The 24,378-nt window shown below is 73.9% G+C and carries 24 protein-coding genes and 1 pseudogene; 12 read left to right on the top strand and 13 right to left on the bottom strand.

All coding sequences use genetic code 11. The features are described 5' to 3' along the window. Window positions 1-2: 2 nt before the first annotated feature. The 5 genes from trpC to metG all read left to right on the top strand — a co-directional run bounded on the left by trpC (window position 3) and on the right by metG (window position 5,736). Entirely contained in the window at window positions 3-806 is an 804-nt protein-coding gene (gene trpC, locus ACZ6TV_RS29775) for an indole-3-glycerol phosphate synthase TrpC (RefSeq protein WP_465300670.1), read from the top strand. After that, window positions 803-2,020 carry a tryptophan synthase subunit beta gene (gene trpB, locus ACZ6TV_RS29770; RefSeq protein ID WP_465300596.1) on the top strand — a complete coding sequence of 406 codons (1,218 nt, stop codon included), beginning with the start codon at window positions 803-805 and terminating at the stop codon, window positions 2,018-2,020. Before trpC ends, trpB begins: the two co-directional genes overlap by 4 nt. A gap of 2 nt (window positions 2,021-2,022) precedes the next feature. After that, window positions 2,023-2,820, top strand: coding sequence for a tryptophan synthase subunit alpha (gene trpA, locus ACZ6TV_RS29765; protein ID WP_465300595.1), 798 nt, complete (start codon window positions 2,023-2,025; stop codon window positions 2,818-2,820). A gap of 52 nt (window positions 2,821-2,872) precedes the next feature. Next, on the top strand, window positions 2,873-4,186 hold the full coding sequence (locus ACZ6TV_RS29760) for an outer membrane protein assembly factor BamB family protein (RefSeq protein WP_465300594.1): 1,314 nt from the start codon (window positions 2,873-2,875) through the stop codon (window positions 4,184-4,186). 134 nt (window positions 4,187-4,320) lie between these two features. Beyond that, a complete protein-coding gene (gene metG, locus ACZ6TV_RS29755; RefSeq protein WP_465300593.1) occupies window positions 4,321-5,736 on the top strand; it encodes a methionine--tRNA ligase in 1,416 nt (471 codons plus the stop codon). A gap of 8 nt (window positions 5,737-5,744) precedes the next feature. On the opposite strand, the gene ACZ6TV_RS29750 is transcribed toward metG, so the two are convergent. Together ACZ6TV_RS29750 and ACZ6TV_RS29745 are read right to left on the bottom strand one after the other, a co-directional pair. Beyond that, the gene (locus ACZ6TV_RS29750; RefSeq protein ID WP_465300592.1) at window positions 5,745-6,383 is read right to left on the bottom strand and encodes an SGNH/GDSL hydrolase family protein; all 639 of its coding nucleotides are present in this window, start codon (window positions 6,381-6,383) and stop codon (window positions 5,745-5,747) included. Between the two features lie 34 nt (window positions 6,384-6,417). Then, window positions 6,418-6,882 (bottom strand): NUDIX hydrolase, encoded by a 465-nt coding sequence (locus ACZ6TV_RS29745; protein WP_465300591.1) that lies wholly within the window; start codon window positions 6,880-6,882, stop codon window positions 6,418-6,420. A gap of 152 nt (window positions 6,883-7,034) precedes the next feature. Between ACZ6TV_RS29745 and lgt the strand changes: the two genes are divergently transcribed. Together lgt and ACZ6TV_RS29735 are read left to right on the top strand one after the other, a co-directional pair. Beyond that, a complete protein-coding gene (lgt, locus tag ACZ6TV_RS29740) occupies window positions 7,035-8,069 on the top strand; it encodes a prolipoprotein diacylglyceryl transferase (RefSeq protein ID WP_465300590.1) in 1,035 nt (344 codons plus the stop codon). Window positions 8,070-8,081: 12 nt separating this feature from the next. Further along, window positions 8,082-9,287 (top strand): FAD-dependent monooxygenase, encoded by a 1,206-nt coding sequence (locus ACZ6TV_RS29735; RefSeq protein ID WP_465300589.1) that lies wholly within the window; start codon window positions 8,082-8,084, stop codon window positions 9,285-9,287. Between the two features lie 110 nt (window positions 9,288-9,397). Here ACZ6TV_RS29735 and bsaP read toward each other — a convergent pair whose 3' ends face one another. Together bsaP and bioB are read right to left on the bottom strand one after the other, a co-directional pair. Next, the gene (gene bsaP / locus ACZ6TV_RS29730; protein ID WP_465300588.1) at window positions 9,398-9,610 is read right to left on the bottom strand and encodes a biotin synthase auxiliary protein BsaP; all 213 of its coding nucleotides are present in this window, start codon (window positions 9,608-9,610) and stop codon (window positions 9,398-9,400) included. After that, complete coding sequence (bioB, locus tag ACZ6TV_RS29725; RefSeq protein WP_465300587.1) at window positions 9,607-10,590, bottom strand: biotin synthase BioB; 984 nt, start codon at window positions 10,588-10,590, stop codon at window positions 9,607-9,609. The genes bsaP and bioB overlap by 4 nt, the downstream gene beginning before the upstream one ends. A gap of 118 nt (window positions 10,591-10,708) precedes the next feature. Between bioB and ACZ6TV_RS29720 the strand changes: the two genes are divergently transcribed. The 4 genes from ACZ6TV_RS29720 (at window position 10,709) to ACZ6TV_RS29705 (ending at window position 13,703) form a co-directional block, all read left to right on the top strand. Beyond that, window positions 10,709-11,878, top strand: a complete 1,170-nt coding sequence (locus tag ACZ6TV_RS29720) for an 8-amino-7-oxononanoate synthase (RefSeq protein WP_465300586.1) — start codon at window positions 10,709-10,711, stop codon at window positions 11,876-11,878. A gap of 117 nt (window positions 11,879-11,995) precedes the next feature. Then, entirely contained in the window at window positions 11,996-12,721 is a 726-nt protein-coding gene (gene bioD / locus ACZ6TV_RS29715) for a dethiobiotin synthase (protein ID WP_465300669.1), read from the top strand. 359 nt (window positions 12,722-13,080) lie between these two features. Further along, window positions 13,081-13,239, top strand: coding sequence for a hypothetical protein (locus tag ACZ6TV_RS29710; RefSeq protein ID WP_465300585.1), 159 nt, complete (start codon window positions 13,081-13,083; stop codon window positions 13,237-13,239). Further along, window positions 13,236-13,703, top strand: coding sequence for a PIN domain-containing protein (locus tag ACZ6TV_RS29705; RefSeq protein ID WP_465300584.1), 468 nt, complete (start codon window positions 13,236-13,238; stop codon window positions 13,701-13,703). Before ACZ6TV_RS29710 ends, ACZ6TV_RS29705 begins: the two co-directional genes overlap by 4 nt. A gap of 36 nt (window positions 13,704-13,739) precedes the next feature. On the opposite strand, the gene ACZ6TV_RS29700 is transcribed toward ACZ6TV_RS29705, so the two are convergent. The 4 genes from ACZ6TV_RS29700 to pdxR all read right to left on the bottom strand — a co-directional run bounded on the left by ACZ6TV_RS29700 (window position 13,740) and on the right by pdxR (window position 17,586). After that, a complete protein-coding gene (locus ACZ6TV_RS29700) occupies window positions 13,740-14,405 on the bottom strand; it encodes a histidine kinase dimerization/phospho-acceptor domain-containing protein (RefSeq protein WP_465300583.1) in 666 nt (221 codons plus the stop codon). A gap of 145 nt (window positions 14,406-14,550) precedes the next feature. After that, on the bottom strand, window positions 14,551-15,186 hold the full coding sequence (locus ACZ6TV_RS29695) for a dTMP kinase (protein WP_465300582.1): 636 nt from the start codon (window positions 15,184-15,186) through the stop codon (window positions 14,551-14,553). A 97-nt stretch (window positions 15,187-15,283) separates the two neighbouring features. Then, window positions 15,284-16,141 (bottom strand): L,D-transpeptidase, encoded by an 858-nt coding sequence (locus tag ACZ6TV_RS29690; protein ID WP_465300581.1) that lies wholly within the window; start codon window positions 16,139-16,141, stop codon window positions 15,284-15,286. A gap of 35 nt (window positions 16,142-16,176) precedes the next feature. Next, entirely contained in the window at window positions 16,177-17,586 is a 1,410-nt protein-coding gene (gene pdxR, locus ACZ6TV_RS29685; protein ID WP_465300580.1) for a MocR-like pyridoxine biosynthesis transcription factor PdxR, read from the bottom strand. Window positions 17,587-17,655: 69 nt separating this feature from the next. On the opposite strand from pdxR, the pseudogene ACZ6TV_RS29680 reads away from it, so the two are divergent. Then, window positions 17,656-18,900 (top strand): annotated as a pseudogene (locus tag ACZ6TV_RS29680) (amino acid permease); the annotation flags it as partial. Here the strand turns inward: ACZ6TV_RS29680 and ACZ6TV_RS29675 are convergent. From ACZ6TV_RS29675 to ACZ6TV_RS29655, 5 genes are all read right to left on the bottom strand, one after another. Continuing rightward, window positions 18,894-19,334: a DUF5709 domain-containing protein gene (locus ACZ6TV_RS29675; protein WP_465300579.1), complete on the bottom strand. Its 441-nt coding sequence runs from the start codon at window positions 19,332-19,334 to the stop codon at window positions 18,894-18,896. The pseudogene ACZ6TV_RS29680 and the gene ACZ6TV_RS29675 sit on opposite strands and share 7 nt — an antisense overlap. A 69-nt stretch (window positions 19,335-19,403) precedes the next feature. Further along, entirely contained in the window at window positions 19,404-20,774 is a 1,371-nt protein-coding gene (locus ACZ6TV_RS29670) for a GH1 family beta-glucosidase (protein ID WP_465300578.1), read from the bottom strand. A 44-nt stretch (window positions 20,775-20,818) separates the two neighbouring features. After that, window positions 20,819-21,658 carry a carbohydrate ABC transporter permease gene (locus ACZ6TV_RS29665; RefSeq protein WP_465300577.1) on the bottom strand — a complete coding sequence of 280 codons (840 nt, stop codon included), beginning with the start codon at window positions 21,656-21,658 and terminating at the stop codon, window positions 20,819-20,821. After that, the gene (locus ACZ6TV_RS29660; RefSeq protein WP_465300576.1) at window positions 21,651-22,697 is read right to left on the bottom strand and encodes a carbohydrate ABC transporter permease; all 1,047 of its coding nucleotides are present in this window, start codon (window positions 22,695-22,697) and stop codon (window positions 21,651-21,653) included. Before ACZ6TV_RS29660 ends, ACZ6TV_RS29665 begins: the two co-directional genes overlap by 8 nt. Further along, window positions 22,694-23,944: an ABC transporter substrate-binding protein gene (locus ACZ6TV_RS29655; protein ID WP_465300575.1), complete on the bottom strand. Its 1,251-nt coding sequence runs from the start codon at window positions 23,942-23,944 to the stop codon at window positions 22,694-22,696. Before ACZ6TV_RS29655 ends, ACZ6TV_RS29660 begins: the two co-directional genes overlap by 4 nt. Window positions 23,945-24,378: the final 434 nt, after the last annotated feature.

Raw genomic sequence — 24,378 nt, 5'->3', positions numbered from 1 at the left:
GTGTGCTCGACGAGATCCTCGCCGGCGTGCGCGAAGACTTGGCCATCCGCGAGGCGCAGAAGCCCCTGGACGAGATCAAGGCTGCCGCGGCGCAGGCGGCACCGCCCAGGGATGCCTACGCCAAGCTGAGGGCCCCCGGCGTGGGAGTGATCGCCGAGGTCAAGCGCGCGTCGCCGTCGAAAGGGCAGATCGCCGAGATCCCGGATCCGGCCGAGCTCGCCAAGGAGTACGCCGCGGGCGGTGCCCGCGCCGTCAGCGTGCTGACCGAGGGCCGCTGGTTCGGCGGCAGCCTCGACGACTTCGCCGCCGTGCGCGCCGCCGTCGACGTGCCGCTGCTGCGCAAGGACTTCGTCGTGTCGTCCTATCAGGTGCACGAGGCCCGCGCCTTCGGCGCCGACCTGGTGCTGCTGATCGTGGCCGCGCTGGACCAGAACACCCTGTCGGGCCTCCTCGACCGCATCGAGAGCCTGGGCATGACGGCCCTGGTCGAGGTGCACGACGAGGAGGAGACCGACCGCGCCCTGGAGGCGGGCGCGCGGGTCATCGGGATCAACGCGCGCAACCTGCGGACCCTCGAGGTCGACCGGACGGTGTTCGAGCGGATCGCGCCCGGCCTGCCCAACGACGTCGTGAAGATCGCCGAGTCCGGTGTCCGCGGCCCGCACGACCTGATCCGCTACGCGTCCGCGGGCGCCGACGCGGTCCTGGTCGGCGAGGGTCTGGTCACCCAGAAGAGCCCGCGGGACGCGGTCGCCGAGCTCGTCACGGCCGGCAGCCACCCCGCGACGCCGAGGCCCGCCCGGTGAGCGCGTTCCTGTCCGCCGCCGGGCTGCTGCCCGACCAGTCGGGGCACTTCGGCGAGTTCGGCGGCCGGTTCGTCCCGGAGGCGCTGATCGCGGCCCTGGACGGGCTCGACGCCGCCTACCGGCACGCCCAGGCCGACGAGGCGTTCCAGGCCGAGTTCACCAGGCTGCTGCGCGACTACGCGAACACGCCGTCGCCGCTGTACCGCGCCGACCGGCTGTCCGCGCACGCCGGCGCCCGGGTGTTCCTCAAGCGTGAGGACCTCAACCACACCGGCGCGCACAAGGTCCGCAACGTGCTCGGCCAGGCGCTGCTGACCAAGCGGATGGGCAAGCACCGGGTCATCGCCGAGACCGGCGCCGGCCAGCACGGTGTCGCCAGCGCCACCGCCTGCGCCCTGCTCGACCTCGAGTGCGTCGTGTACATGGGCGAGGAGGACACCCGCCGCCAGGCGCTCAACGTCGCCCGCATGCGGATGCTCGGCGCGACCGTCGTGCCCGTCACGACCGGCAGCAAGACGCTCAAGGACGCGATCAACGAGGCGCTGCGCGACTGGGTCACCAACGTCGACACGACCCACTACCTGCTCGGCACCGCCGCCGGGCCGCACCCGTTCCCGGCGATGGTCCGCGACTTCGTCAGCGGCATCAGCGTCGAGGCCCGCAGGCAGATCCTGGAGCAGACCGGCCGGCTGCCCGACGCGGTCGCCGCGTGCGTCGGCGGCGGGTCCAACGCGATCGGCGCGTTCCACGCGTTCGTCCCCGACGAGGGCGTCGCCCTGTACGGCTTCGAGGCCGGCGGCGACGGCGTCGACACGGGCCGGCACGCGGCCAGCATCACCGGCGGGTCCACGGGCGTGCTGCACGGCGCCCGCACGTATCTGCTGCAGGACGAGGACGGGCAGACCGTCGAGTCGCACTCCATCTCCGCCGGCCTGGACTATCCGGCCGTCGGCCCGGAGCACGCCTATCTGCACGACACCGGCCGCGCGATCTACGAGCCGGTCACCGACGCCGAGGCGATGGACGCGTTCAAGCTGCTCTGCCGGGTCGAGGGGATCATCCCCGCGATCGAGAGCGCCCACGCGGTCGCCGGCGCGCTGCGGGTGATCCCGAAGCTGGCGGCGGACCTGGGCCGGGAGCCGGTCGTCGTGATCTGCCTGTCCGGCCGCGGCGACAAGGACATGGACACCGCGCGCGACTTCTTCGGGGTGTGACAGTGAGCGTTTCCGTGGCGTTCGAGAAGGCCCGCGCGGAGGGGCGCAGCGCGCTCATCGGCTACCTGCCGGCCGGCTTCCCGACCGTTCCCGGCGCGATCGACGCCATCAAGGCGATGATCGACAACGGGGTGGACATCGTCGAGGTCGGCCTGCCGTACTCCGACCCCGTGATGGACGGGCCGGTCATCCAGCGGGCCACCGAGGCGGCCCTGGCGGGCGGCTTCCGGGTCGCCGACGGCCTGCGCACCGTCGAGGCGGTCGCCGCGGCCGGTGCCCCGATCCTCGTCATGACCTACTGGAACCTCGTCGAGCGCTACGGGGTGGGCCGCTTCGCCGCGGACCTCGCCGCCGCCGGCGGGGCCGGGCTCATCACGCCCGACCTGATCCCGGACGAGTCGCAGCCGTGGCTGGAGGCGTCCGACGCGCACGACCTCGACCGGGTGTTCCTCGTGTCGCCGTCGTCGACCGACGCCCGGATCGCGATGACCGCCGGCCGCTGCCGCGGCTTCGTCTACGCGACCAGCGTCATGGGCGTCACCGGCGCCCGCAGCAGCACCAGCACCGCCGCGCCGGCCCTCGTCGAGCGGGTCCGGGCGGCGGACAAGCACGTGCCGGTCGCGGTCGGCCTCGGCGTCTCCAACGGCGCGCAGGCCGCCGAGGTGGGCGCGTTCGCCGACGGGGTCATCGTCGGCAGTGCCCTCGTCAGGTGCCTCCAGGAGGCCGCCACCCCGGCCGAGGGTGTCGCCGCGGTCGCCGCCCTGAGCGCCGACCTGGCGGAGGGTGTGCGCAAGCGCTGAGTCACCGGGTTCGACGCGCGTCGTTGAGCCCGGCGTGCGGCGATTTTTCCGTTTGGTACCTGTAGCGCTCCTCCTCGCGGCGGCGCCCGGCCTCGCGCTGGCGTCGGCGGGCCCGCAGCGGCCACCCGTGGCGGGTGTCGCCGAGGCCGACGCCGGCTGGCGGCAGGACGGCAACGGCCCTGGCCGCAGCGGGTTCCAGCCGGTCACGCCGTACCTCGGCACGGGCTCCGCGGCCCGCCTCGACACGGTGTGGACCGCGCCCGTCTCCCGCCCCGACGAGCAGGTCGGCGGCGCGGTCGTCGCCGACGGGATCCTGCTGCGCTCCTCGGGCGGCCCGACCGGCCAGATCCGCCGCTACGACGCGGTCACCGGCGCCGACCTCGGCCCGGTCACCGACGTCGCCGACCGCAGGTTCGGCCAGCTCGCCGTCACGACCGTCACCGGCGGTACCGGCACCGGCAGCACCGCCGGCGGCAGCGGCAGTGACACCGGCGGTGACACCGGCGGCCCGGCGTTGCTCGTCGAGGCACAGACGATCGACCCCACGACGAAGCACCTGCTGGAGCGCAGGCTCACGGCGTACACCATGCGCGGCGGAACCAGGTGGGAGGCGCCGCTGCCCGACGAGGTCTCCGGGGGTTTCACGGTCGCCGGTGACCTCGTGCTGCGCGCCGCCGGCGCCACCCTCACCGCGCTGCGGGTCGCGGACGGCACCACGGCGTGGACGGCGCCGCTGGACGGCGAGGCCGGCCTGCACCCGCCCGTCGCCGACGCCGGCGTCGCCATCCAGTCGTTCGAGGTGGCCGGCGGCACCGGCCTGGCCGGCTTCGACCTGCGCACCGGCGCGCGGGTGTGGCGGCAGGACGCCAGCGGCCCGCGGGTGATCGCGGCCGGCGGCGTCGCCTACGTCACCGGCCCCGGCGGCGTCTGCGCCCTCACCGCCGCCGACGGCGCCCGCCGGTGGTGCGACACGAAGACGCTGCCCGACCCGCAGGCCGCGGCGACCGACGGGCAGACCCTCATGGTGCTCGCCGCGCACGGGCGCGCCGCCGCGTTCGACGCCGCCGACGGCACCGTGCGCTGGACCCGCGACTGGGGCATGGCCGGCGCCGAGGTCGCGACGTCCTACTGGTCGCCGGTGACCGGCGGCGGCGTGCTCTACGCGGTCGTGTACCAGTTCGCGATCCGCGACGGCGAGCCCGTGCACCGCACCGAGCTGCTCGCCCTGGACGCTGCCGCCGGGACGGTCCTGCTGCGCCGCCCCCTGCCGTTCGACGCCCTGCACGGCGACGAGCCGCTGCTGCTGTCCGGCGACCACGTGTACTTCGCGGCGCTCGAAAAGCTGTTCGCGCTCGGAGTACGCTGACCCCATGCACACCGGCCGGATGATGCGCCCCGTCACGGGGTCCGTCGGCGTGCGCTAGTTCCGCTCACCACTCGCCCCTTGCTTCTGGGGCGAGCCGGATCAGGTCGTCCCGTGAGACAGACCGGAGATCCGTCATGAGCTTCTATGTCACCACCGCCATCCCGTATGTCAACGCCGCGCCGCACCTCGGGCACGCCCTGGAGCTCGTGCAGGCCGACGTCCTCGCCCGGCACCGGCGGCTGCGCGGGCAGCGGGTCAGGTTCCTCACCGGCACCGACGAGAACGCGTTGAAGAACGTCACGGCGGCCGCCGCCGCGGGCGTGGACGTCGCCGCGTTCGTCACGGCCAACGCGGACCGCTTCGCCGCGCTCGGGCCCGTCCTCGGGCTGTCCTTCGACGACTTCATCCGCACCGCCACCGACCCGCGCCACGCGCGTGGCGTCGAGGCGCTGTGGCGGCGCTCCACCGCGGACTTCTACCGGCGTGACTACGAGGGCCGGTACTGCCAGGGCTGCGAACAGTTCTACGAACCGGCCGAGGAGTGCGCGGAGCACGACGCGCCGCTGGAGACCGTCACGGAGTCAAACTGGTTCTTCCGGCTGTCCGCCTACACCGAACGCGTCCTGCGGGCCCTGACCTCGGGGGAGGTGCGGGTCGAGCCGGCCGCGAAACGCAACGAGGTCCTCGCGTTCGTCCGGGCCGGGCTGCAGGACATCAGCGTGTCCCGGCCCGCCTCCCGCGCCGGCGGGTGGGGCATCCCGGTGCCCGGCGACCCGTCGCAGGTCGTCTACGTCTGGTGGGACGCCCTCGCCAACTACGTCACCGCCCTCGACGGCGACCTCTACCGGGAATGGTGGCAGGACTCGGGCGAGCGGGTCCACGTCATCGGCAAGGGGATCGTGCGCTTCCACGCCGTGTACTGGACGGCGCTGCTGCTGTCCGCCGGGCTGCCGCTGCCGACGACGATCTTCGTCCACGAGTACCTGACGGTCGACGGCGCCAAGCTGTCCAAGAGCGCCGGCAACGCGGTCGACCCGGGCTCCCTGGCGTCCCGCTTCGGCCCGGACGCGTTGCGCTGGTGGCTGCTGCGCGACGTCGCGCCGCTCGGCGACACGGACTTCACCGAGGAGCGGTTGCTGCAGCGGTACCACCAGGACCTCGCCAACGGGGTCGGCAACCTCGTCAACCGGACGCTCGGCCTGGTGCACCGCTACCGGGCCGGTTCGGTGGCCGTCTCCAGCGCCGGCGGCGGGCTGTCCAAGGCCGTCGACGCCGCGCTGGCCGGGTTCGACTTCCGGGCCGCGACCGAGGCGATCTGCGCGGCCGTCGCCGGCGGCAACCGCCTGGTGGAGACCGCCAAGCCGTGGGAGCTGGCGGGCCAGGGCCGGGACGCCGAGCTGGACGCCGTGCTCGGCACGCTGGTGGCGACGTGCCGGGAGGTGACCCGCGAGCTGGCGCCGTTCCTGCCGGCCGGCGCGGGCCGCCTCGCGGCGCAGCTCGGTGACGGCGACCGGGTCGGCACCCCTGACCCGGTGTTCCCGCGCCGTTGAGCCCGCGGTCAGGCCCGCAGCGCCGCTCTCCAGGTGTCGCGGACGGCCCGGGCGCCCCAGGCGTTGGGCTCGATGTGGCCGCACAGCCACAGGTCGCGGTTGGCCGGTCGGGGGTCGGCGGCGGTGACGTCGCCGGCCTTCGCGCCGTGGCCGAGGAACGCGGCGTGCAGGTCGGCGACGACCGCCCCGTGCCGCCGCGCCGCGTCGCGGATGGCGGCGTTGAGCGCGGCGAGGACCTCCAGGCCGCCCTGCCACGGCGGGAGCCCCACCCAGGACAGGTCGCCGGTGCCGTCGGTCGGGTCGTACACGGTGCTGACCACCACCTTGGCGCCGGTCGCGGTCAGCGCGGGCATGACGACCTCGTAGTTGCCCGCGATCCTGGCGACGGTGCCCTCGTCCGCCCGGGTCCCGTCCTTGATCATGGCGCTCAGCAGGTCGTTGCCGCCCATGGTGAGCGTGATCAGGGCGGGCCGGCCCTCGAGCTTGTCCAGCTGGAACCGCACCACGTCGTCGCTGGTCGCGCCGTCCCGGGCGAGCAGTGTCAGATCGATGCCGAAGTCGTCGGCGAGCAGCGAGGCGGCGCCCAGTCCCGGCCCGCCGGCATAGTCGTCGATGGAGATGGAGTCGCCGAGCGCGTAGTAGGCCACGGGCCCAGTAGATCATCACCGGCCCGTGCGCGTGTCACGCGTCGATGACCTCGCGCTGCGTGTCGCGCGTGATCTGCCGGACCACCCCGGTGCGTCCGGCGGTCGCGTCGGCGATCGCGGTGCGCGTCGTGGCGGTCAGCGGCTCCGGCAGCGCCGCCGGGTCGTGCCACGCCAGGCGGCTGATCCGCCCGGGCGCGTTCAGCGCCGGGCCGCCGGCGTCCAGGTGGCCGCGGAACACGTGGACGGACAGGTCCGGCATCGCCTCGCCGCAGCCGTCGCCGGTCACCTCGTAGAGCCCGACGAGCTCGACGATCCGGGCCTCGAGACCCGTCTCCTCGAGAATCTCGCGGGCCGCGGCGTGCACCGGGCTCTCCGCCGCGCGGACCCGCCCGCCGGGCAGCCCCCACAGCTGGTGGCCGCCCGCCTGCTGGCACAGCAGCACGCGCCCGGCGGCGTCCTCGATGATCGCGGCGACGGCGGACGTGACTTCGTAGCTCATATTCGCACTCTAGGCGCCATAGCGGACCGTCGCGACATCTTCGCTGGTGGTGATCTTCGCCGCTCGGAGTGGGTTTCCGCGCGCTGCCGGATGACGAATTGGGCGAACCCAGGGCATCGCGTTTCGGCGGATCGGCGGTAGCGTGTTCACCCGTGGATGCTGCCCTTTCCCCGCTGGCCGTGATCCCCAGCCCCTCGCAGGGCGTCTGGGACCTCGGGCCGCTGCCGTTGCGCGCCTACGCGCTGTGCATCGTGCTCGGCATCGTCGCCGCGTGCTTCATCGCCGACCGGCGGCTGCGCCAGCGCGGCGCCCCGCCGTGGGTGATTCTCGACATCGCGGTGTGGGCGGTCCCCGCCGGCATCATCGGCGCCCGGATCTACCACGTGATCACCTCGCCCGAGGCCTACTTCGGTGAGAACGGCGACCTGATCAAGGCGTTCAAGATCTGGGAGGGCGGCCTCGGCATCTGGGGCGGCATCGCGGGTGGCGCCATCGGCGCGTACATCGCCTGCCGCCGGCTCAACCTGCCGTTCGCGATGGCCGCCGACACCCTGGCCGTCGGCCTGCCCGTCGCCCAGGCACTCGGCCGGTGGGGCAACTGGTTCAACAACGAGCTCTACGGCAAGGAGACCGACCTGCCGTGGGCGCTGCGCGTCTACAACTGGGACGCGAGCGCGGGCCACGCCCAGACGGTCAACGGTGAGCCGATCGTCCTCGGCACCTTCCACCCCACGTTCCTGTACGAGTTCCTGTGGTGCCTCGGCGTCGCCGCCGCCGTCTGGTATGCGGACAAGCGCTGGTCCCTCGGGCGCGGGCGGGCGTTCGCGCTGTACGTCGCGCTGTACTGCGTCGGCCGCTTCTGGATCGAGGCGCTGCGCATCGACGACGCCCACCACTTCCTGGGCATGCGGCTCAACAACTGGACGTCGATCGTCGTCTTCGCGCTGGCGCTCGCCTACTTCCTGCGGGTCCGCGGGCCGCAGGAGCGCGTCACGTACGACGAGAACGGCCGCATCACCCCGGTCACCGAGGGTGCCGCCCCCGTCGAGCCGGCCATCGCGCCGGACCTCTCGGACGTCTCGGACGCCCCGGCGCCCTCCGACGACGAGGCGGCGGAGCCCGACGCCTCCGCCGGCGAGGAGAGCGACTCGGACAGTTCGCCGGGCACCTCGCTGAGGAAGGGCTGAGGTAGCGAGCGGATGCGCACCGCTGTCGTGGTCGGCGCCGGCATCGGCGGTCTCGCCGCGGCCGGCGCGCTCGCCCGGACGGGCTGGCAGGTCACCCTTCTCGAACGTGACGACCGGCTCCGGCCGGGCCGCGGCGCGCTCGTCCTGTGGCCCAACGGGGTCCGGGCGTTGCGCGGCCTGGGCCTGGCCGGCGGCCTCGACGGCATCGCCACCCCGGTCCCGCCGGTCGGCATCCGCCGCCCGGACGGGCAGTGGCTGGTCCGTCCCGGCGCGGCCGCACCGGACGAGGTCGAGTCGCCACCGGTCGTGGTGCACCGTGAGGACCTGCACGACGCGTTCATCGCCGGTCTCGGCGAGCAGGTCGACATCCGCAGCGGCATCGAGGTGCAGCCCGCCCGCGTCCACCGGGAGCGCTGCGCCGTCGGCGACGGCAGGGTCACGTTCGAGGCCGACCTGATCGTCGCGGCCGACGGGGTGCAGAGCGCCGTGCGCCGCCGGCTCGCCCCCGCCACGTCGTTCGCCAGCGCCGGGGTGGCCGCGTGGCGGGCCGTCATCCCGTGGTATCGCATCCCCGACCTGCCACCGGGCCTCCCGCCGCACGGCGAGACGCTCGACGCGGGGCACCGCTTCACCCACGCCTCCCTCGGCGAGCGCGGCTCGTCCGGCGGCTCGACCCGCGGCGGCATCTCCTGGGTCGCGACCGTCCCCGGCGCCCTGCGGCCCGAGCCCGCCGCCGGCCAGCTGGCCCTGCTGCGCCGCTGGTTCGCCGGCTGGCACGCCCCGATCCCGCAGCTGCTCGCCGCGACCGAGCCCGACGACCTCGTCCAGGAGCCCGTCGGCGAGCTCACCCCGATGCCGGAGACCTTCGGCGTGCGAGCCGGCAACGGCGGCTACGCCCTGATCGGTGACGCCGCCCACGCCATGCCGCACCACCTCGCCCAGGGCGCCTGCCTGGCCCTGGAGGACGTCGCCACCCTCCAGGCCGTCCTCGCCAACGTGCGGGGGCCGCTGGCGCCGGCACTGGACGAATACAGCCGGCTGCGCCGCGCCCGGGTCACCAGGGTCCTGCAGCAGACCCGGAAGGCGGCCGCGGTGCTGCAACCCCGGGGCGGCCTCACCAGCCGGGCGATGGGCGCCGCGCTCGGCCGCGCCAACCCCCGCACCCTCGACAGGGCGGCCGCCGCGGCCGCCGAATGGCCCGGCCCGACCTCCGCCTGACCTGCCGCCCGGCCTGGTGAATCGCCCGGCCCGGCGGCCGGTGGACCGCCGGGGTCAGGCAGACCGCCAGGGTCGGGTGACCGGTGATCCGCCGGGTCGCCGCGGCCCGGTCAGTGGTGGGTGGGGCCGTGCTCGACGCAGGTCGCGGACCAGCCCTGCGGCAGGACCTGGACCTTCATCCGGCGACGGCACTGCGGGCAGAAGCGCGGCGGCTCCAGCTCCCGTGCCGCCGCGCACGCCGGGTGCGGGCCGGTCAGCGACTCGCCGCACCGGTCGCACCACGCCGCGGTGCCGGTGCCGGTGGTCGTGCCGGCGCCCGTCACAGCGTCGCCGAGAGGGCCTTGACCGGCATGCTCAGCTCGTCGAGCAGCGCGAGGTCCTGGTCGGGGGAGCGGCCCAGGGTGGTCAGGTAGTTGCCGACGATGACCGCGTTGACGCCGCCGAGGAGGCCGTCACGCGTGCCGAGGTCGCCGAGCGTGATCTCGCGGCCGCCCGCATACCGCAACAGGGTGCGGGGCAGCGCGAGCCGGAACGCGGCCACGGCGCGCAGGGCGTCCTTCGGGTCGAGGACGGGCTGGTCGCTCAGCGGGGTGCCGGGGCGCGGGTTGAGGAAGTTGAGCGGGACCTCGTGCGGGTCGAGCTCCTGCAGCTGGATCGCGAACTCGGCCCGCTGCTCGACGGTCTCGCCCAGGCCGAGGATGCCGCCGCAGCAGACCTCCATGCCGGCGTCGCGGACCATGCGCAGGGTGTCCCACCGCTCCTCCCAGGTGTGGGTGGTGACCACCTGCGGGAAGTGCGACCTCGCGGTCTCCAGGTTGTGGTTGTAGCGGTGGATTCCCAGCGCCGCCAGCTCGTCGACCTGCGCCTGGCTGAGCATGCCCAGCGAGGCGGCGATGTTGATGTCGACCGCGGCGCGGATCGCCGCGACGCCGTCGGCGAGCTGGGTCATGAGCCGCTGGTCGGGGCCCCGGACGGCGGCGACGATGCAGAACTCGGTGGCCCCGGTCGCGGCGGTCTGCTTCGCGGCCTCGACCAGCGACGGGATGTCGAGCCAGACGGCCCGGACCGGCGAGGTGAACAGGCCCGACTGGGAACAGAAGTGGCAGTCCTCGGGGCAGCCGCCGGTCTTGAGCGAGACGATGCCCTCGACCTCGACCTCCGGGCCGCACCACGTCATCCGCACCTCGTGCGCGATCGCGAGATATTCCGGCAGCTCCTCGTCGGAGCAGCGCAGCACGGCGAGGACGCCGTCCAGGTCGAGTCCGACTCCGGTGTCGACGACAGCCTTGGCAGCATCAAGCATGCTCGTACCTTACAAAACGTTAGGGTCGGGCGGTCGGCCCGAAGGTGATCAGTTAAATTGTGCACATCGAACAAACGACATCGTAGGGGTTCTACAACGCGAGGGGGAGGGTGCGGCGGTGCACGACGCGTCGTGGTTGTCCACGCTGGACGATGAGGCCGCCGGCCGGCGGGCCGCCGGGCTGCGCCGGGAGCTGCGCCCGCGCGGCGCCGGCGACGATGTGATCGATCTCGCCGGCAACGACTACCTCGGCCTGTCCCGCCACCCGGACGTGCTCGCCGCCGCCGCGCGGGCCCTCGCCGACTACGGGCTCGGCGCGACCGGCTCCCGGCTCGTGCGCGGCTCCACCGACGCCCACCACGCCCTGGAGGACGGGCTCGCCCGGCTCCTCGGCGCGCAGACCGCGCTCGTGTACTCGTCCGGGTATCTGGCCAACCTCGGCGCGATCCGGGCCCTGGTGCGCCCCGGCACGCTGGTGGTCTCCGACGCGCACAACCACGCGTCGATCGTCGACGGCTGCCGCCTCGCCTGCGCCGGCAGCGCGTCCCGCGGCGCGCGGACCGTGGTCGCGCCGCACGCCGACCCGGCGGCCGTGCGGGCCCTGCTGGCCGCCGAGCCGGACCGGCCCGCCGTCGTCGTCACCGAGAGCGTCTTCTCCGTAGACGGTGACCTGGCGCCGCTCGCCGAGCTGTACGCCACCTGCGGCCGGCATCCGGGCGGTGCGCTGCTGCTCGTCGACGACGCGCACGCGCTCGGCGTGATCGGCCCCGGCGGCGCGGGCGGGGTCGCCGCCGCCGGGCTGTCCGGGAAGCCGGACGTGGTCGTCACCGCGACGCTGTCGAAGTCGCTCGGCGCCGCCGGCGGGGTCGTCGCCGGCCCGCGCCAGCTCGGCCGGCAACTCGTCGACACCGGCCGCACGTTCATCTACGACACCGCCCTGCCGCCCGCCGTCGCCGCGGGCGCCCTCGCCGCGCTGGACCTGCTGACCGCCGGCGACGACCTGCGGGCCGAGCTCGCCCGGCGGGTCGCGCGGGCCGTCGCCCGGCTGCGCGCCGAGGGCCTCGACGTCTCCGACCCCGACGGCGGGGTCGTCTCCGTCGCTGCGCCCAGCCCCGACGAGGCCTTCGCCTGGGCGGCCGCGTGCCGGGACAGGGGGGTCGCGGTAGGCTGCTTCCGCCCACCGTCCACACCGGACGGTCGGTCGCGCCTTCGGCTCAGCGTCAACGTCGGCGTGCCACCGGCGGCGTTCGAGCACGCGCTCGACATCGTCGTCAAAGAGCGCCCCTAGGCACGACCGAAGGACGAGCCGTTGAGCGACCCGCGCCCCGCAGACCCCTATGACGTCTCGCCCGCGGAGGCCCTTCTCGCCGACGCGCTGCGCTCCGAGGCGCTGCCGGCGCAGGACGTGACCCCGGCGGCGACCGAGCCGATCACCGGTGCGGTCGTCGTCACCGGCACCGACACCGGCGTCGGCAAGACGATCGTCACGGCCGCGATCGCCGCCGCCGCGACGGCCGCCGGCCGCCGGGTCGCCGTCGTCAAACCGGCGCAGACCGGCACCGCCGAGGGTGACGAGCCCGACGCCGCGACCGTCGCCCGCCTCGCCGAGCCCGTCACGGTGCGGACCCTCGCCAGCTTCCCCGATCCGCTCGCCCCCCTCGCCGCGGCCCGGGTCGCCGGCGAGGACCCGCTGACCGCCGTCATGGCCCAGCTGGCGCTGCGCACCGTCGTCGAGGACCACGACCTCACCCTCGTCGAGGGCGCCGGCGGCCTGCTCGTGCCCATGGGCGAGGACGGCTGGACGATGCTCGACCTCGCCGCCGCGCTCGGCGCGACCGCGGTCGTCGTCGCCCGCCCCGGCCTCGGCACGCTCAACCACACGGCCCTCACCCTCGCCGCGCTCGCCGCCCGCGACGTCCCCGCGGTCGTCGTCCTCGGCACCTGGCCCGCCGAGCCGGAGCTCGTCCACCGCACCAACCTGCACGACCTGTCCGGTGACCTGGCCGGCGCTATCCCCGACGGCGCGGGCGCCCTCGCCCCGGACCTGTTCCGCCGCGAGTCCCCGCACTGGCTGGCCCCGCTGCTCCACGGCCGCTTCGACCCCGTCGCCTTCCGCTCCCACAGCCGCTGACCGCCCCGCGGCACCGGGTGCGGAGGCGGTCCGGGGAAGGTCGGCTTCCGCTCCCACCGCCGCTGCCCGTCACCGCGCGGCACCGGCACGGAGGCCGTCCGGGGGAAGGTCGGCTTCCGCTCCCCCCGCGGGCACCGGGTGCGGATGCGGTCCGGGGGAAGGTCGGCGCCGTTCTCCTAGCCGCTGACCGGCCCCGCAGGCATCGCGCGGCACCGGGTGCGGAGACGGCCCGGGGAAGGTCGGCTTCCGCTCCCACCGCCGCTGCCCGGCACCGCGCGGCACCGGTGCGAAAGGCGGTCCGGGGAAGGTCGGCGCTTCGGGGGACCGCGGTGATCGATACGAAGGGGTACGGTCACGCCATGACCGAGATCGACCCCGGTGCCGTCGCCGACACCGCACCCGAACATGAGCGCCGCGCCCGCGCTCGGCAGCGGCTCAGAGACGCGGGCGCGAAGGTCACCGCCGATGCCCGCACCGAGTCGCGGGAGCAGGTCCGCGAGCTGATGGGCTGGGCATGACCGAGCAGCCGGCAACCGGGCACACCACCGCCGACCAGGCCACGACCGGCGGGACCAGCACCGGGACCAGCACCGGGAGCGAGGCCGTCGGGCTGGTCCTCGACCCGTCGGCGGTGCTCGCCTACACGCAGGGCAACACCGGGGTCGACGACCTGGTCAGCACCGTCCTCGCCGACGGGGGCGTCGTGGTGGTGCCGGCCGTGTCGCTCGCCGAGACCCGCAGCGAGCTCGCGTACGCCGAGGAGCTCGCCCGCCTCGACGCCCTGCTCGGCGCGGTCACCGTGGCGCCGCTCGTGGGCGGGGACGCGGTCGGGCTGGGGAGGCTCGCGTCGCGGCTCAACGGGTCGCTCGGGCTCGCGCACGCCGTGGCCGAGGCGCACCGGCACGAGGCGCGGCTGCTCACCGCGCACGGGCCCGCGGTCCGCCGCACCATCGGCGAGCTCGACGGCATCGTCGACCTCTGAGCCGGGCCACCGTGGGCCGGGCCACCGTGGGCCGGGCTACCGTGCGGCGGCGAGGACGCTGGCCGGCAGGGTGAGGCGGAACGAGGTCTCGTCGAGGCGGACCTCACCGCCGCACAGGCTGGCCACCGCGCTCGCGACCCGCAGGTCGGCGGGGCGCTGCGGGTCGCTGGGGCGCGGCTGCGGAGCGGTCAGCTCGCCGTGCGGCACGATCTTCGCGTCGATCGCCGGGACCGGGTCGGCGCGCAGCGCGATCCCGATGTGGGCGCGGCTCGGGGCGGCCGTCGCCAGCCACAGGACGAGCTGCCCGACGAGGTGCCGGCAGACGAGGTCGTCGACGGCGACGAGGACCGACGCCGGCGCGTCCGCGTGGATGCTGACGGCGCCGGCGACCGCGACCCGCCGGGCCAGGTCGACGGCGTCGCGGAGCACCACGACCAGGTCGGTGGCGCCGACCCGGTGCGCGTCCGCGGCGGCGGTGTCCTCGACGGCGAGGGGCAGGATGACGCCGTCGACGTAGCGCTGCAGGCGGACCGCGTTGCGGTCGATCGCGTCGAGACAGGCGACGCCCTCGCGCAGCGCGTCCGCCGCGGGGGCGCCGGCCAGGTCGTCGCGCAGCAGCCGCGTGTACGCGAGGATCGACGTCAACGGGGTGTGCAGCTCGTGGCGCAGCCGTGCCGCGGGATCGTCGCCGGTGGAGAACACGCGCGTTCCTTCTTTCGTCGAGCTCGGATGCCCCCGCGGCCCGAGACATCGACGCTAACCGGCCGTCACGCCCGCCGCCCCCGCGACAGGCGCGCCCGTCACCCGATCGGGAGCGCGCCCGCCGGGCCAGCGTCGGGCGTGCCCGTCACCCGATCGGGAGCAGGTGCGACGTGGATCGCGCGGCACGCGGCGAGGCGGTGCCCGGCAGCGGGTCGGGGCGCAGCGCCGCGCGCAGGGACGCCTGCACCGCCGACGGGTCCAGGCCCGCGTCGACGATCGTGAACCGGTCCGCCTCGGGCAGCGCCCGGTACGCCCGGTCCGACGCCGTCAGGTAGTCGAGCTCCTCGTGGTCCTTGCCCCGCGCGTCGACCCTGGCCTGCGCCACCAGCGGCGGCACCGCCAGGTAGAAGACCAGGTCGGGCTGCGGCAGCAGGCGGAAGAGCAGCCGGGCCGGCCGCACCGTGCCCCCGCGCACGGTGATGCTCGTGTACTGGCAGTAGGTGTACCGGTCCATGACGGCCACCGTGCCGGTCAGCCGCGACACGATCAGCGCCCGCGCGATGACGAACCCCCGGATCAGCGTCTCCACCAGCAGGAACAGCCGCACGCCGAGGAGGTGCTCGGCGTCGCGGCGGCCGAGCCGCTGGGCGAGCCGGCTGAAGAAGACCCGGCCTGCGGCGTTGCGGTGGTAGCGCGCCGGGGTGCCGGTCGCGTCGAGCCAGTCGGCGAGCCACCGCGCCTGGGTGGACTTGCCGGCGCCGTCGATACCAATCAGTGCCACTGTACGGTTCACCTTCCCTACGGTAAGCCGTCGGCGGTGAAGCGCCAGTGAAGCGCGGGACGACGACAGAACGTGAGGGCGGGCCGGCGGGCGGTGGTCAGGGCAGGACGACGACGCTGGTGCCGCTGGGCACCGCGTCGAGCAGCGCCTTCTGGGCCGCGGGCGGCATCCGGACGCAGCCGTTGGACCTGCGGAAGCCGAACTCGTCGCGATACCACGCGTGGATCCCGGTGTGCGCGTCCTGCAGCCCCTCCGCGACGGCCCCCTTGTCGTCGGGCACGGCGCCGAGGGCGAGGACGTCGAGCCCCGCGTACACCTTGCCGGGCAGCGCCGACCGGCCCAGCACGAACGTGCGGCCCAGCGGCGTCGGGGTCGCCGCCGCGCCGACGGTGACGGTCCACGTCTGCTGGGCGACGCCGTCGCGGACCCAGGTCAGCGTGTACGCGCCGCGCCGCACGACGATCTGGTCCCGCAGCGGCACGGTGCTCCAGGCGCCGTCGGGGATCCAGCCGACGCTGCGGTTGACGGTCGGCAGCAGCACCGCGACCCAGCCGGCCTGGCGCGCCACGATCGGCATGATCAGCTGCACGCCGCTGATCTCCGGGGTGAGGTACGCGCGGGCGGTGCCGCCGGGCCGGTCGTACGCGGCGAGCTTCGCCGTCGGGTGCAGCGCCTCGGTCAGCGGGACGGTCGAGGCCTGGTCGGGGTCGGCGGGGAAGCCGGACGCGCCCCGCGTGTAGGTGATCGTCGGGATGCCCGCGGCGGCCGGCGGGGCGCTGCTGGCCGCGGCCTCGACCGCCGGCGAGGGCGGCACGGAGACCGAGGGCGCCGCCGCGGGCGCGGACGACGCCGCGGCGGCGGGGGGCGCGGCGTGCGGCTTCGCCTTCCCGCAGGCGGTCACGCCGGTGAGGCAGACCGTGAGCGCGGTGAGGGCGGCGGCGCGGCGCACGAGCATCCGTACACCGTAGCGGAGCGTCCGGGAGGCGGCTGTCATCCCGCCGGGCAGGAACGGTCGAGCAGGTCCAGGGCCACCGGAAGGTCGGCGGTGCTGATCATCCCGTAGCCGATGATCAGGCCGTCCGGACCGTCCGGGCCGGCGTGGAACCCGGCGAGCCGCTCCACCGCGACCCCGCGGTCCCGCAGCCGCGCCACGACCGCGGGCACGTCGACACCGGGGGCGGCGAGGAGCGTCACGTGCAGCCCGGCCGACGACGGGACGAGGGTGAAGCGGCCGGCGAGGACCCCGCGCGCGGCCGCCGTCACGAGGTCGTGGCGGGCGGCGTACACCCGCGTCACCGTCCGCACGTGCCGCCGCAGCAGCCCCCCGTCGATGAAGTCCGCCAGGGCGGCCTGCGCGGCGGGCTCGGCGTGCCAGTCGGTGAGGCGCTTCGCCGCGACGAGGGCCGGGCGCAGCGACGCGGGCGCCACCAGGAACCCGAGGCGCAGCGCAGGCAGCAGGGTCTTGGCGAACGAGCCGACGTAGACGACCCGGCCCGCCCGGTCGAGGCTCTGCAGCGGCTCCAGGGGCCGGTCGGAGTAGCGGAACTCGCTGTCGTAGTCGTCCTCGACGATCGCGGCACCGTGCCGCTCGGCCCAGCCGAGCAGCGCCGAGCGCCGCGCCAGGGACATCGGCACACCCAGCGGATACTGGTGCGAGGGTGTCACGTACACCAGCCGCGCCGACCTCGGCAGTGCCTCGACGACCAGGCCGTCGCCGTCCACCGGCACCGGGACGACGCGGGCGCCGAGCGCCTCGAGGGCCAGCCGCGCCGGCGGATAGCCCGGGTCCTCGACGGCGGCGACCGCGCCCGGCTCGAGCAGCACCCGGCCGATGAGGTCGAGGCCCTGCTGGGCGCCGTTGGTCACGATCACGTCCTCCGGGGCGGCCCGCACCGACCGGGACAGCCCGGCCGACCGGGCGATCGCGGCCCGCAGCGGCTCCAGTCCCGCGGGGTCTGCGTACTCGGCGGAGGCGCGCACCGACCGGGCGAGGAGCCGGCGCCACGTGGCCAGCGGGAACAGGGAACCGTCCGGGTGCCCCGCGCGCAGGTCGTAGCGGGCCGGCGGGGTCGGTGGCCGCCGCAGCAGGTCGGCGGTGAGCGCGGCCCAGCGCGGCGACGGCCGCAGCTCGCCCACCGGGGCCCGCCGCGCCCCGGTGGACGCCGGCATCGCCACGAACGTGCCCGCGCCCGCCCTGCCGGCCAGGAACCCGTCGCCGACCAGCCGGTCGTAGGCGGCGGCGACCGTGTTGCGCGACACGGCGAGGTCGCGCGCCAGCTGCCGGCTCGGCGGCACCCGCTCGCCGGCCCGCAGCCGCCCGTCGAGGATCGCGTCGCGGACCTGCCGGTAGATGCGGGCGGACTGGTCACCGGGGCCGGCGAGGCTGATGTGCAGATCCAATTTGGCCCAACGCAATCCGTGATCGATTGGCACTTCTACCGGGCCAAGGCGAGGCCTAGCGTCGATCGTATGCTCACCGTCAAGCAGGGCGCCGCCCTGTCCGTCGGCGCCGTCCTCGGCACCGGCGTCATCGCCCTGCCGGCCCTCGGCGCCCAGGTCGCCGGGCCCGCGTCACTGGTGGCGTGGCTCGCCCTCGTCGTGCTGTCCGCGCCCTTGGCCGCCACGTTCGCCGCGCTCGGCGCCCGGTATCCCGACGCCGGCGGGGTCTCCACCTACGTCGGCACGGCGTTCGGCCCGCGCGCCGCCGCGGTCGTCGGCTGGACCTTCTACGTCGCCGTCCCGGTCGGTTTCCTGCCCGCGGCGAGCTTCGGCGCCGCCTACGTCACCGCGGTCGTCGGCGGCGGCCAGCGTACGACGCTGCTGACCGCCGGCGCGCTCATCGTGCTCGTCGCGGGGCTGAACTTCGGCGGTGTGAGGCTTTCCGGCCGGGCCCAGCTGTGGCTGGCGGGGGCCCTCGCCGCGCTGCTGCTGCTCGCCGTGGTCACCGCGCTGCCGCACGCGGACCCGGCGAACCTGCGGCCCTTCGCCCCGCACGGCTGGCCGGCGGTCGGACCGGCGGTCGCCGTGCTCGTGTGGGGGTTCGCCGGCTGGGAGGCGCTGACCTCGCTCGCCGCGGACTACCGCGACCCGCGCCGGGACGTGCCCCGCGCCACCTGGATCGCCGTCGGGATCGTCGGCGTGCTCTACCTGCTCGTCGCCGCGACCAGCCAGCTCGTGCTCGGCCCCCGCGCCGGTACCGTCGAGGCACCCCTCGCCGAGCTGCTGACCATCGGCCTCGGGCGCGACGTCAAGGTCCTCACCGCGGTCGTCGCGCTGCTGCTCACCGCGGGTGCCGTCAACGCCTACTTCGCCGGCGCCGCCAAGCTCGGCGCCGCGCTGGGCCGCGACGGCGCGCTGCCCGCCTGGTTCGCCAAGGGCGCCGGCGCCGGTGAGGTGCCCAGGCGGTCCCTGGCGGTGGTGGCCGGGCTCGCCGGCGTGTGCATCGCGGTCGCCGGGCCGCTCGGGGTGGGCGCCAGGCCGCTGATGCTGGCCACGACGGCGTCGTTCGTCGTCGTGTACGTCCTGGGCACGGCGGCGGCGGTGAAGGTGCTCCCGGCGGGCGGCTGGGCCCGCCGCACGGCCGTCGTCGCGCTGCTGTGCGTCGTGGGGCTGCTCGCCCTCACCGGGTGGTACGTGCTGTGGGCCGCGGGCGTGGCGGTGGTCGCGCTGGGTTATCAGGCGGCCACCGCCCGCAGGGCGCGCGGCCGTCAGCGGTCGACGTCGATGATGTGCATGGCGGCCTCCTCGGCGGACGCGGCGCCGCCGTCGATGCCGACGTCGGAGCCGATCTCGTCCTTCTCCTCGTCCTCGCCCCAGCCCTCGTCCGGGGCGACGAGCCGGCCGGCCCGCCGGTCGCCGACCTCGCCGGCGTCGAAGAACTCGCCGGACTCGGTGGTGGTGCCGTAGTCGTCGAGGTCGGGCCGGGCCGTCGGGTCCGGCTCCTCCTGCTTGATCCGCTGGTCCCAGGACTCGCCTCGCTGCGCCTCGGCCTGGGTGACCCCGAAGGCGTTGAGACCGAGCGGTTTCTCCGGCGGCGAGTAGCCCTCGTCGAGCGCGTCGTCCAGCCCGCGGTCCGACAGGGTGTCCTCGACGGACAACTGGCCTTCCTCGTCCGGGGCCGGGTCCCAGCTCGCGGTGTCAGAGCTCATGATTCGTCTCCTCGGTGGCAGGTCCTGTGGCGCTGCCGTCCTGCTTACCCGGCAGCGCCACATTCGACCCTAATCCACCGAATCGTGGGCCGCGCTGTGTGCGGCTCTGTGGTGCCGGATCAGCTCCGCGTAGCGGTGCCCGCTCGCCTTGATCGTGCGCTGCTGCGTGTCGTAGTCGACCCTGACCAGGCCGAACCGCTTGTCGTAACCGTATCCCCATTCGAAGTTGTCCAGCAGCGACCAGGCGAAGTAGCCGTCGACCGGGGCGCCCCGCACGACCGCGTTGCGGACCGCGTCCAGGTGCTGCTCCAGGTAGTCGACGCGCTCCTTGTCCTGGATCTCGCCGTTCGGCTCGACCGTGTCGGCCCACGCGGAGCCGTTCTCCGTCACGAGGATGCTGCGCGGCCGGTACGTCTCGGCGACGCGCACCAGGATGTCCTCCAGGCCCTTCGCGTAGACCTCCCACGGCATCGCCGTCTCGACCGATCCCGGCACGGGGATCTGCCGCACGAACGGGGCCACGCCGGCCGGGTCGTCGACGATGACCTGCCGGAAGTAGTAGTTGATGCCGAGGAACTCCGTCGGCGCCGCGATCAGGTCGAGGTCGCCGTCGCGGACGGGCAGGTCCACCCCGTACGTGTCCAGCATGTCCGCCGGGTAGCCGAGGCCGTGCAGCGGGTCCAGCCACCAGCGGTTGATGTGCCCGTCGGCGCGGACGGCCGCGGCCACGTCCTCCGGCCGGTCGCTGCCGGGCTCCGTCGGGCTCAGGTTGAGCACGATGCCGACCGCGGGCGGCAGCTGCGCCGCCGCCCGGATCGCCTGGTTGACCAGACCGTGGCCGAGCAGCACGTGGTGCGAGGCGCGCACCGCCCGGGTCAGGTCCCGCTCGCCGGGCGCCATCCGGCCCTCGAGATGGCCGATCCAGCACACGCACAGCGGCTCGTTCACCGTGTTCCAGTCCGCGACCCGGTCCCCGAGCCGGCCCGCGACGACGGCGGCGTAGTCCGCGAACGCCTCCGCCGTCGCGCGCTCCGGCCAGCCGCCCCTGTCCTGCAGCGCCTGCGGCAGGTCCCAGTGGTACAGCGTCGCGAACGGCCGGATGCCCGCCTCGAGGAGCCCGTCGACGAGCCGGTCGTAGAAGTCCAGGCCCGCCTCGTTCACCGCGCCGGTCCCGGCCGGGACGATCCGCGGCCACGCGACCGAGAACCGGTACGCGGCAAGGCCCAGCCGGCGCATCAGCGCGATGTCCTCCGGCCAGCGGTGGTAGTGGTCGCAGGCCACGTCGCCGGTGTCGCCGTTGTCGACGTTGCCCGGGGCGTGGCTGAAGGTGTCCCAGATGGACGGTCCACGGCCGTCTTCCGTGACGGCGCCCTCGATCTGGTACGCCGCGGTCGCGGACCCCCAGACGAAGTTGGGTGGAAGGTTGGACAGATCCAGCACGCGACGGTTCTCCTCTTGGTTTGAGGACGGGGGTTGCTTGCGCCTTACTTGACCGCACCGGCGGTGAGACCGGCGACGAAGTACCGCTGCAGGGCCAGGAACCCGGCCACGACCGGGATGCTGACCACCAGGGACGCGGCCATCACCTGGTTCCAGTACACCTGGAACTGCGTGGAGTAGGCCTGCAGGCCGACGGCGAGGGTGCGGCTGTCCTGGTCCGTCATGATGGAGGCGAACAGCACCTCGCCCCACGCCGTCATGAACGCGTAGACGGTGACCGCGACGATCCCGGGCACCGCCGTCGGCAGGATGACCGTGAACAGCGTGCGCATCGACCCGGCGCCGTCGACCTGCGCCGCCTCGTCCAGCCCGCGCGGGATCGAGTCGAAGTAGCCGACCAGCATCCAGATCGAGAACGGCAGCGAGAACGTCAGGTACGTGATGACCAGGCCGAGCCGGGTCTGGTACAGGTCGACGCCGCCGGCCGTGCCCAGGTTGACGTAGATCAGGAACAGCGGCAGCAGGAACAGGATGCCGGGGAACATCTGCGTCGACAGCACCGCGACGGAGAACACGCCGCGGCCGCGGAAGCGGTACCGGCTGATCGCGAACGCCGCGAACACCGCGATCGCGACGGAAAACACCGCCGCGACCGACGACACGATCACGCTGTTGAGCAGGTAGTTGCCGAGCGGCACCGTGGTCCACATGTCGACGAACGCCTGGAACGTCACCGTCGAGGGGAACCAGGTGAAGTAGTCCTGCACGTCCTGCAGCGGCTTCAGCGCCGAGCTCACCATCACGTACAGCGGCGTCAGCACGAACACCGCCAGGAACGTCAGCACGATCCAGCGGGCGATCCGCTCGCCCCTGCCCTCACGCATGGATCCTCCTGCGGTTCGTGATGACCAGGTACACGGCCGTGACCAGCAGCAGGAAGAGCAGCAGGGCCACGGACATCGCCGAGCCGGTGCCGAAGTCCCAGGTGCTGAACGAGCTGTTGTAGATGTGGATGGAGATGAGGTCCGCCTCCGGCGGCGCGGAACCGCCGAACAGCACGTACGGGGTGTTGAAGTCGTTGAACGTCCACAGGAACAGCACCAGCAGCAGCACCTGGTTGATCGGGCGCAGCGACGGCAGCGTCACCGAGGTGATCCGCCGCCAGAACCCGGCGCCGTCGATCGCGGCCGCCTCGTACATCTCCGTCGGCACGTTCTGCAGCCCGGCGGTGATGCACAGCAGCGCGAACGGCCAGGTCCGCCACACGGACACGACCAGCAGCGCCCAGAAGCTGTTCTCGCCGATGAGCCAGAACGGCCGTTCGCCGTCCACCAGGCCGAGCTGGTCGACGAGGACGTGGTTGACCAGCCCGGTGTCGCGCTGGAAGAGGAACCCCCAGGTGATGACGGCCGCGTAGACCGGCAGCGCGTAGGGGGTCAGGAACAGCGTGCGCAGCAGCGCCCTGCCGCGGAACGGCCGTTGCAGGAACACGGCGGCCGACAGCCCGAACAGCCACGAGATGAAGACCGACAGCGACGTGTACAGCACGGTGATGCCGAACGAGTGGGCGAGCGCCTTGCCGGTCTCGCTGTCGAAGTCGAGCGTGGCGGTGTAGTTGCCGAACCCGACGAACGGCGCCGTCGACCAGTCCTGGATGTGGAACTGGGTCAGTTCCAGCAGGCTCATCCACACGCCGACGAGCATCGGCACGACGTGGATCGCGATCTCGAGGATCGCGGCCGGCAGGACCAGCATGTACGGCAGGTACTTGGACCGCATCCGCCGCCTGCGGCGCTGCTTCGGCGAGCTCGGCCGCCGCACCGGGGCGTGCGCGCGGGCGTTGTGCTGGCGGACGTCGGGCGCGGCATGCATCGGCCGCCGGACCGGCACCGCCGCCGATCCCCGTGCCTGTGCGGGGCTCATCCCTTCATCCGTTGCTCGACGGCCTTCAGCTTCGCGCGGATGGCGGCCTCGGTGATGGGCTTGTTGTTGGCCGCGTTGGCGAACTGTTCCTTCATCACCGCGCCGACCAGGGTCTCGAACTGGCTTTCCGTGGTCACCTGCGGCAGCGGCGAGGCGGTCGAGGCGAGCACCTCGGCGAGGATCTTCTGCTCGGGTGCCGCGAACGCGGGATCGCTCAGCGCCGCCTTGACCGACGGCAGCGACCCGTACACCTTGTTGAGCGCGACCTGCTCGGCGTCGCTGGTCATGAACTTCACGAACTCCATCGCGCCCTCCAGATTTCGGCTGTGCCGGAAGACCGCGATGTTGATCCCGGCGACCATGCTGTTGATCCGGCGCCCGCCGGTCGGGGGGTTCGCCGGGAACGGCACGTGCGCGATGCCGTACTCCTCGGGGCGCATGCCCTGCGCCTGGAACGCGGAGCCGGCCGCCTGCCACAGCAGCATCGCCGCCTTGCGGTTGGCGAAGTCGGACAGCGACTCGTTCTTCGCGTACTCCGCGTTGCTCGGGTTGACGATCTTGTCCACGGCCATGAGGTCGATGTACCGCTTGATGGCCTTGACGTTCTGGTCGGTGTCGAACGTCGGCTTGCCGCTGACGTCGAACCACTCGCCGCCGTACTGCTGGCTGAACGTGAACGCGTGGTGCGCGTTCTCGGACAGGTTGGCGCCCTCGACCGCCAGCCCCCACTGCTTGCCGTTGGTGAGGCGCCTGCCGACGTCGACGAGCTCCTCCCAGGTGGCCGGGGGCTTGCTGATGCCCGCGTCGGCGAACATCTGCTTGTTGTAGTAGAGCGCGTACGACAGCGAGTAGAGCGGCACCGCCGCCGGGGCCTTGCCGGGCGCGCCGGCGGAGGCGAGGGCGGCCGGCACGAACCGATCCTTGCCGCCGATCCGGTCGAACGCCGCGGCGTCGAAGGAGATCAGCGCGTTGGTCGCCTGCAGCGACGCCGACCAGGTGTTGCCGATGTTGACCACGTCCGGGCCGCGGCCCGAGGTCGCCGCCGCCAGGAGCCGGTTGAGCAGGTCGGACCACGGCACGACCTCGACCTTGACGTGGATGCCGGTCTGCTGCTCGAAGCGCTCCAGGACGGGCGCGAGGGTCTGCTTGTCGAACTCGAGGCTGCTGCCCTGGTTGCTGGCCCAGTAGGTGAGGGTCTTGGCGTCCGCCACTGGGTCGCCGCACGCCGCGAGCGAACCGGTCAGCATGGCGGCCGCCATCAGTAATGCGAGCCTGTGTCGTCCCGGCACGGTGTCTGCCCTTTCGATGGCTGCCGACCGGCGTGCCGAAGCGACCGCAGGGGTTGGGGCTGCGGCGTGACGGTCGCACGCTCGACAGGGAGGTGAAGGTGGTGCTGGTCCCAGCCGAACGGGGGTGTGGTGCCGCGACCAGATTTCTATCGAGACTTAAATAATGTCGTCATTAAAGTGGGACGCATTCCCGGCGTCAAGGTCCGCCCGGCCCTGACGGTGGGCCACAAAAGCCACATAGCTGGATTTTTCGCCTCGCGATAGAAGTTTGTCTTGACGCCGAAGCAACCCCGGCGTAACACTCGTGGTTCTGAGAGAGCGCTCTCTCATCTGCGTGTTCCGGCATGACGATGCCGGCCACCGCAGGCGCACCGCCTTGCGCCTGCGTGTCA

Source organism: Dactylosporangium sp. NPDC051087, assembly GCF_055586325.1.
The sequence above is the reverse complement of the archived record's forward strand: the minus strand, read 5'-3'. Positions and strand labels throughout refer to the sequence as shown.

What these genes read in the sequence shown, in the direction of transcription:
- ACZ6TV_RS29675 (WP_465300579.1), bottom strand. Translation starts at nt 19,334, where the DNA reads ATGAGCTCTGACACCGCGAGCTGGGACCCGGCCCCGGACGAGGAAGGC.
- metG (WP_465300593.1), top strand. Translation starts at nt 4,321, where the DNA reads ATGAGCTTCTATGTCACCACCGCCATCCCGTATGTCAACGCCGCGCCG.
- ACZ6TV_RS29710 (WP_465300585.1), top strand. Translation starts at nt 13,081, where the DNA reads ATGACCGAGATCGACCCCGGTGCCGTCGCCGACACCGCACCCGAACAT.
- ACZ6TV_RS29660 (WP_465300576.1), bottom strand. Translation starts at nt 22,697, where the DNA reads ATGAGCCCCGCACAGGCACGGGGATCGGCGGCGGTGCCGGTCCGGCGG.
- ACZ6TV_RS29690 (WP_465300581.1), bottom strand. Translation starts at nt 16,141, where the DNA reads ATGCTCGTGCGCCGCGCCGCCGCCCTCACCGCGCTCACGGTCTGCCTC.
- ACZ6TV_RS29665 (WP_465300577.1), bottom strand. Translation starts at nt 21,658, where the DNA reads ATGCGTGAGGGCAGGGGCGAGCGGATCGCCCGCTGGATCGTGCTGACG.
- ACZ6TV_RS29655 (WP_465300575.1), bottom strand. Translation starts at nt 23,944, where the DNA reads ATGCTGACCGGTTCGCTCGCGGCGTGCGGCGACCCAGTGGCGGACGCC.
- ACZ6TV_RS29745 (WP_465300591.1), bottom strand. Translation starts at nt 6,882, where the DNA reads ATGAGCTACGAAGTCACGTCCGCCGTCGCCGCGATCATCGAGGACGCC.
- bioB (WP_465300587.1), bottom strand. Translation starts at nt 10,590, where the DNA reads ATGCTTGATGCTGCCAAGGCTGTCGTCGACACCGGAGTCGGACTCGAC.
- ACZ6TV_RS29735 (WP_465300589.1), top strand. Translation starts at nt 8,082, where the DNA reads ATGCGCACCGCTGTCGTGGTCGGCGCCGGCATCGGCGGTCTCGCCGCG.
- ACZ6TV_RS29705 (WP_465300584.1), top strand. Translation starts at nt 13,236, where the DNA reads ATGACCGAGCAGCCGGCAACCGGGCACACCACCGCCGACCAGGCCACG.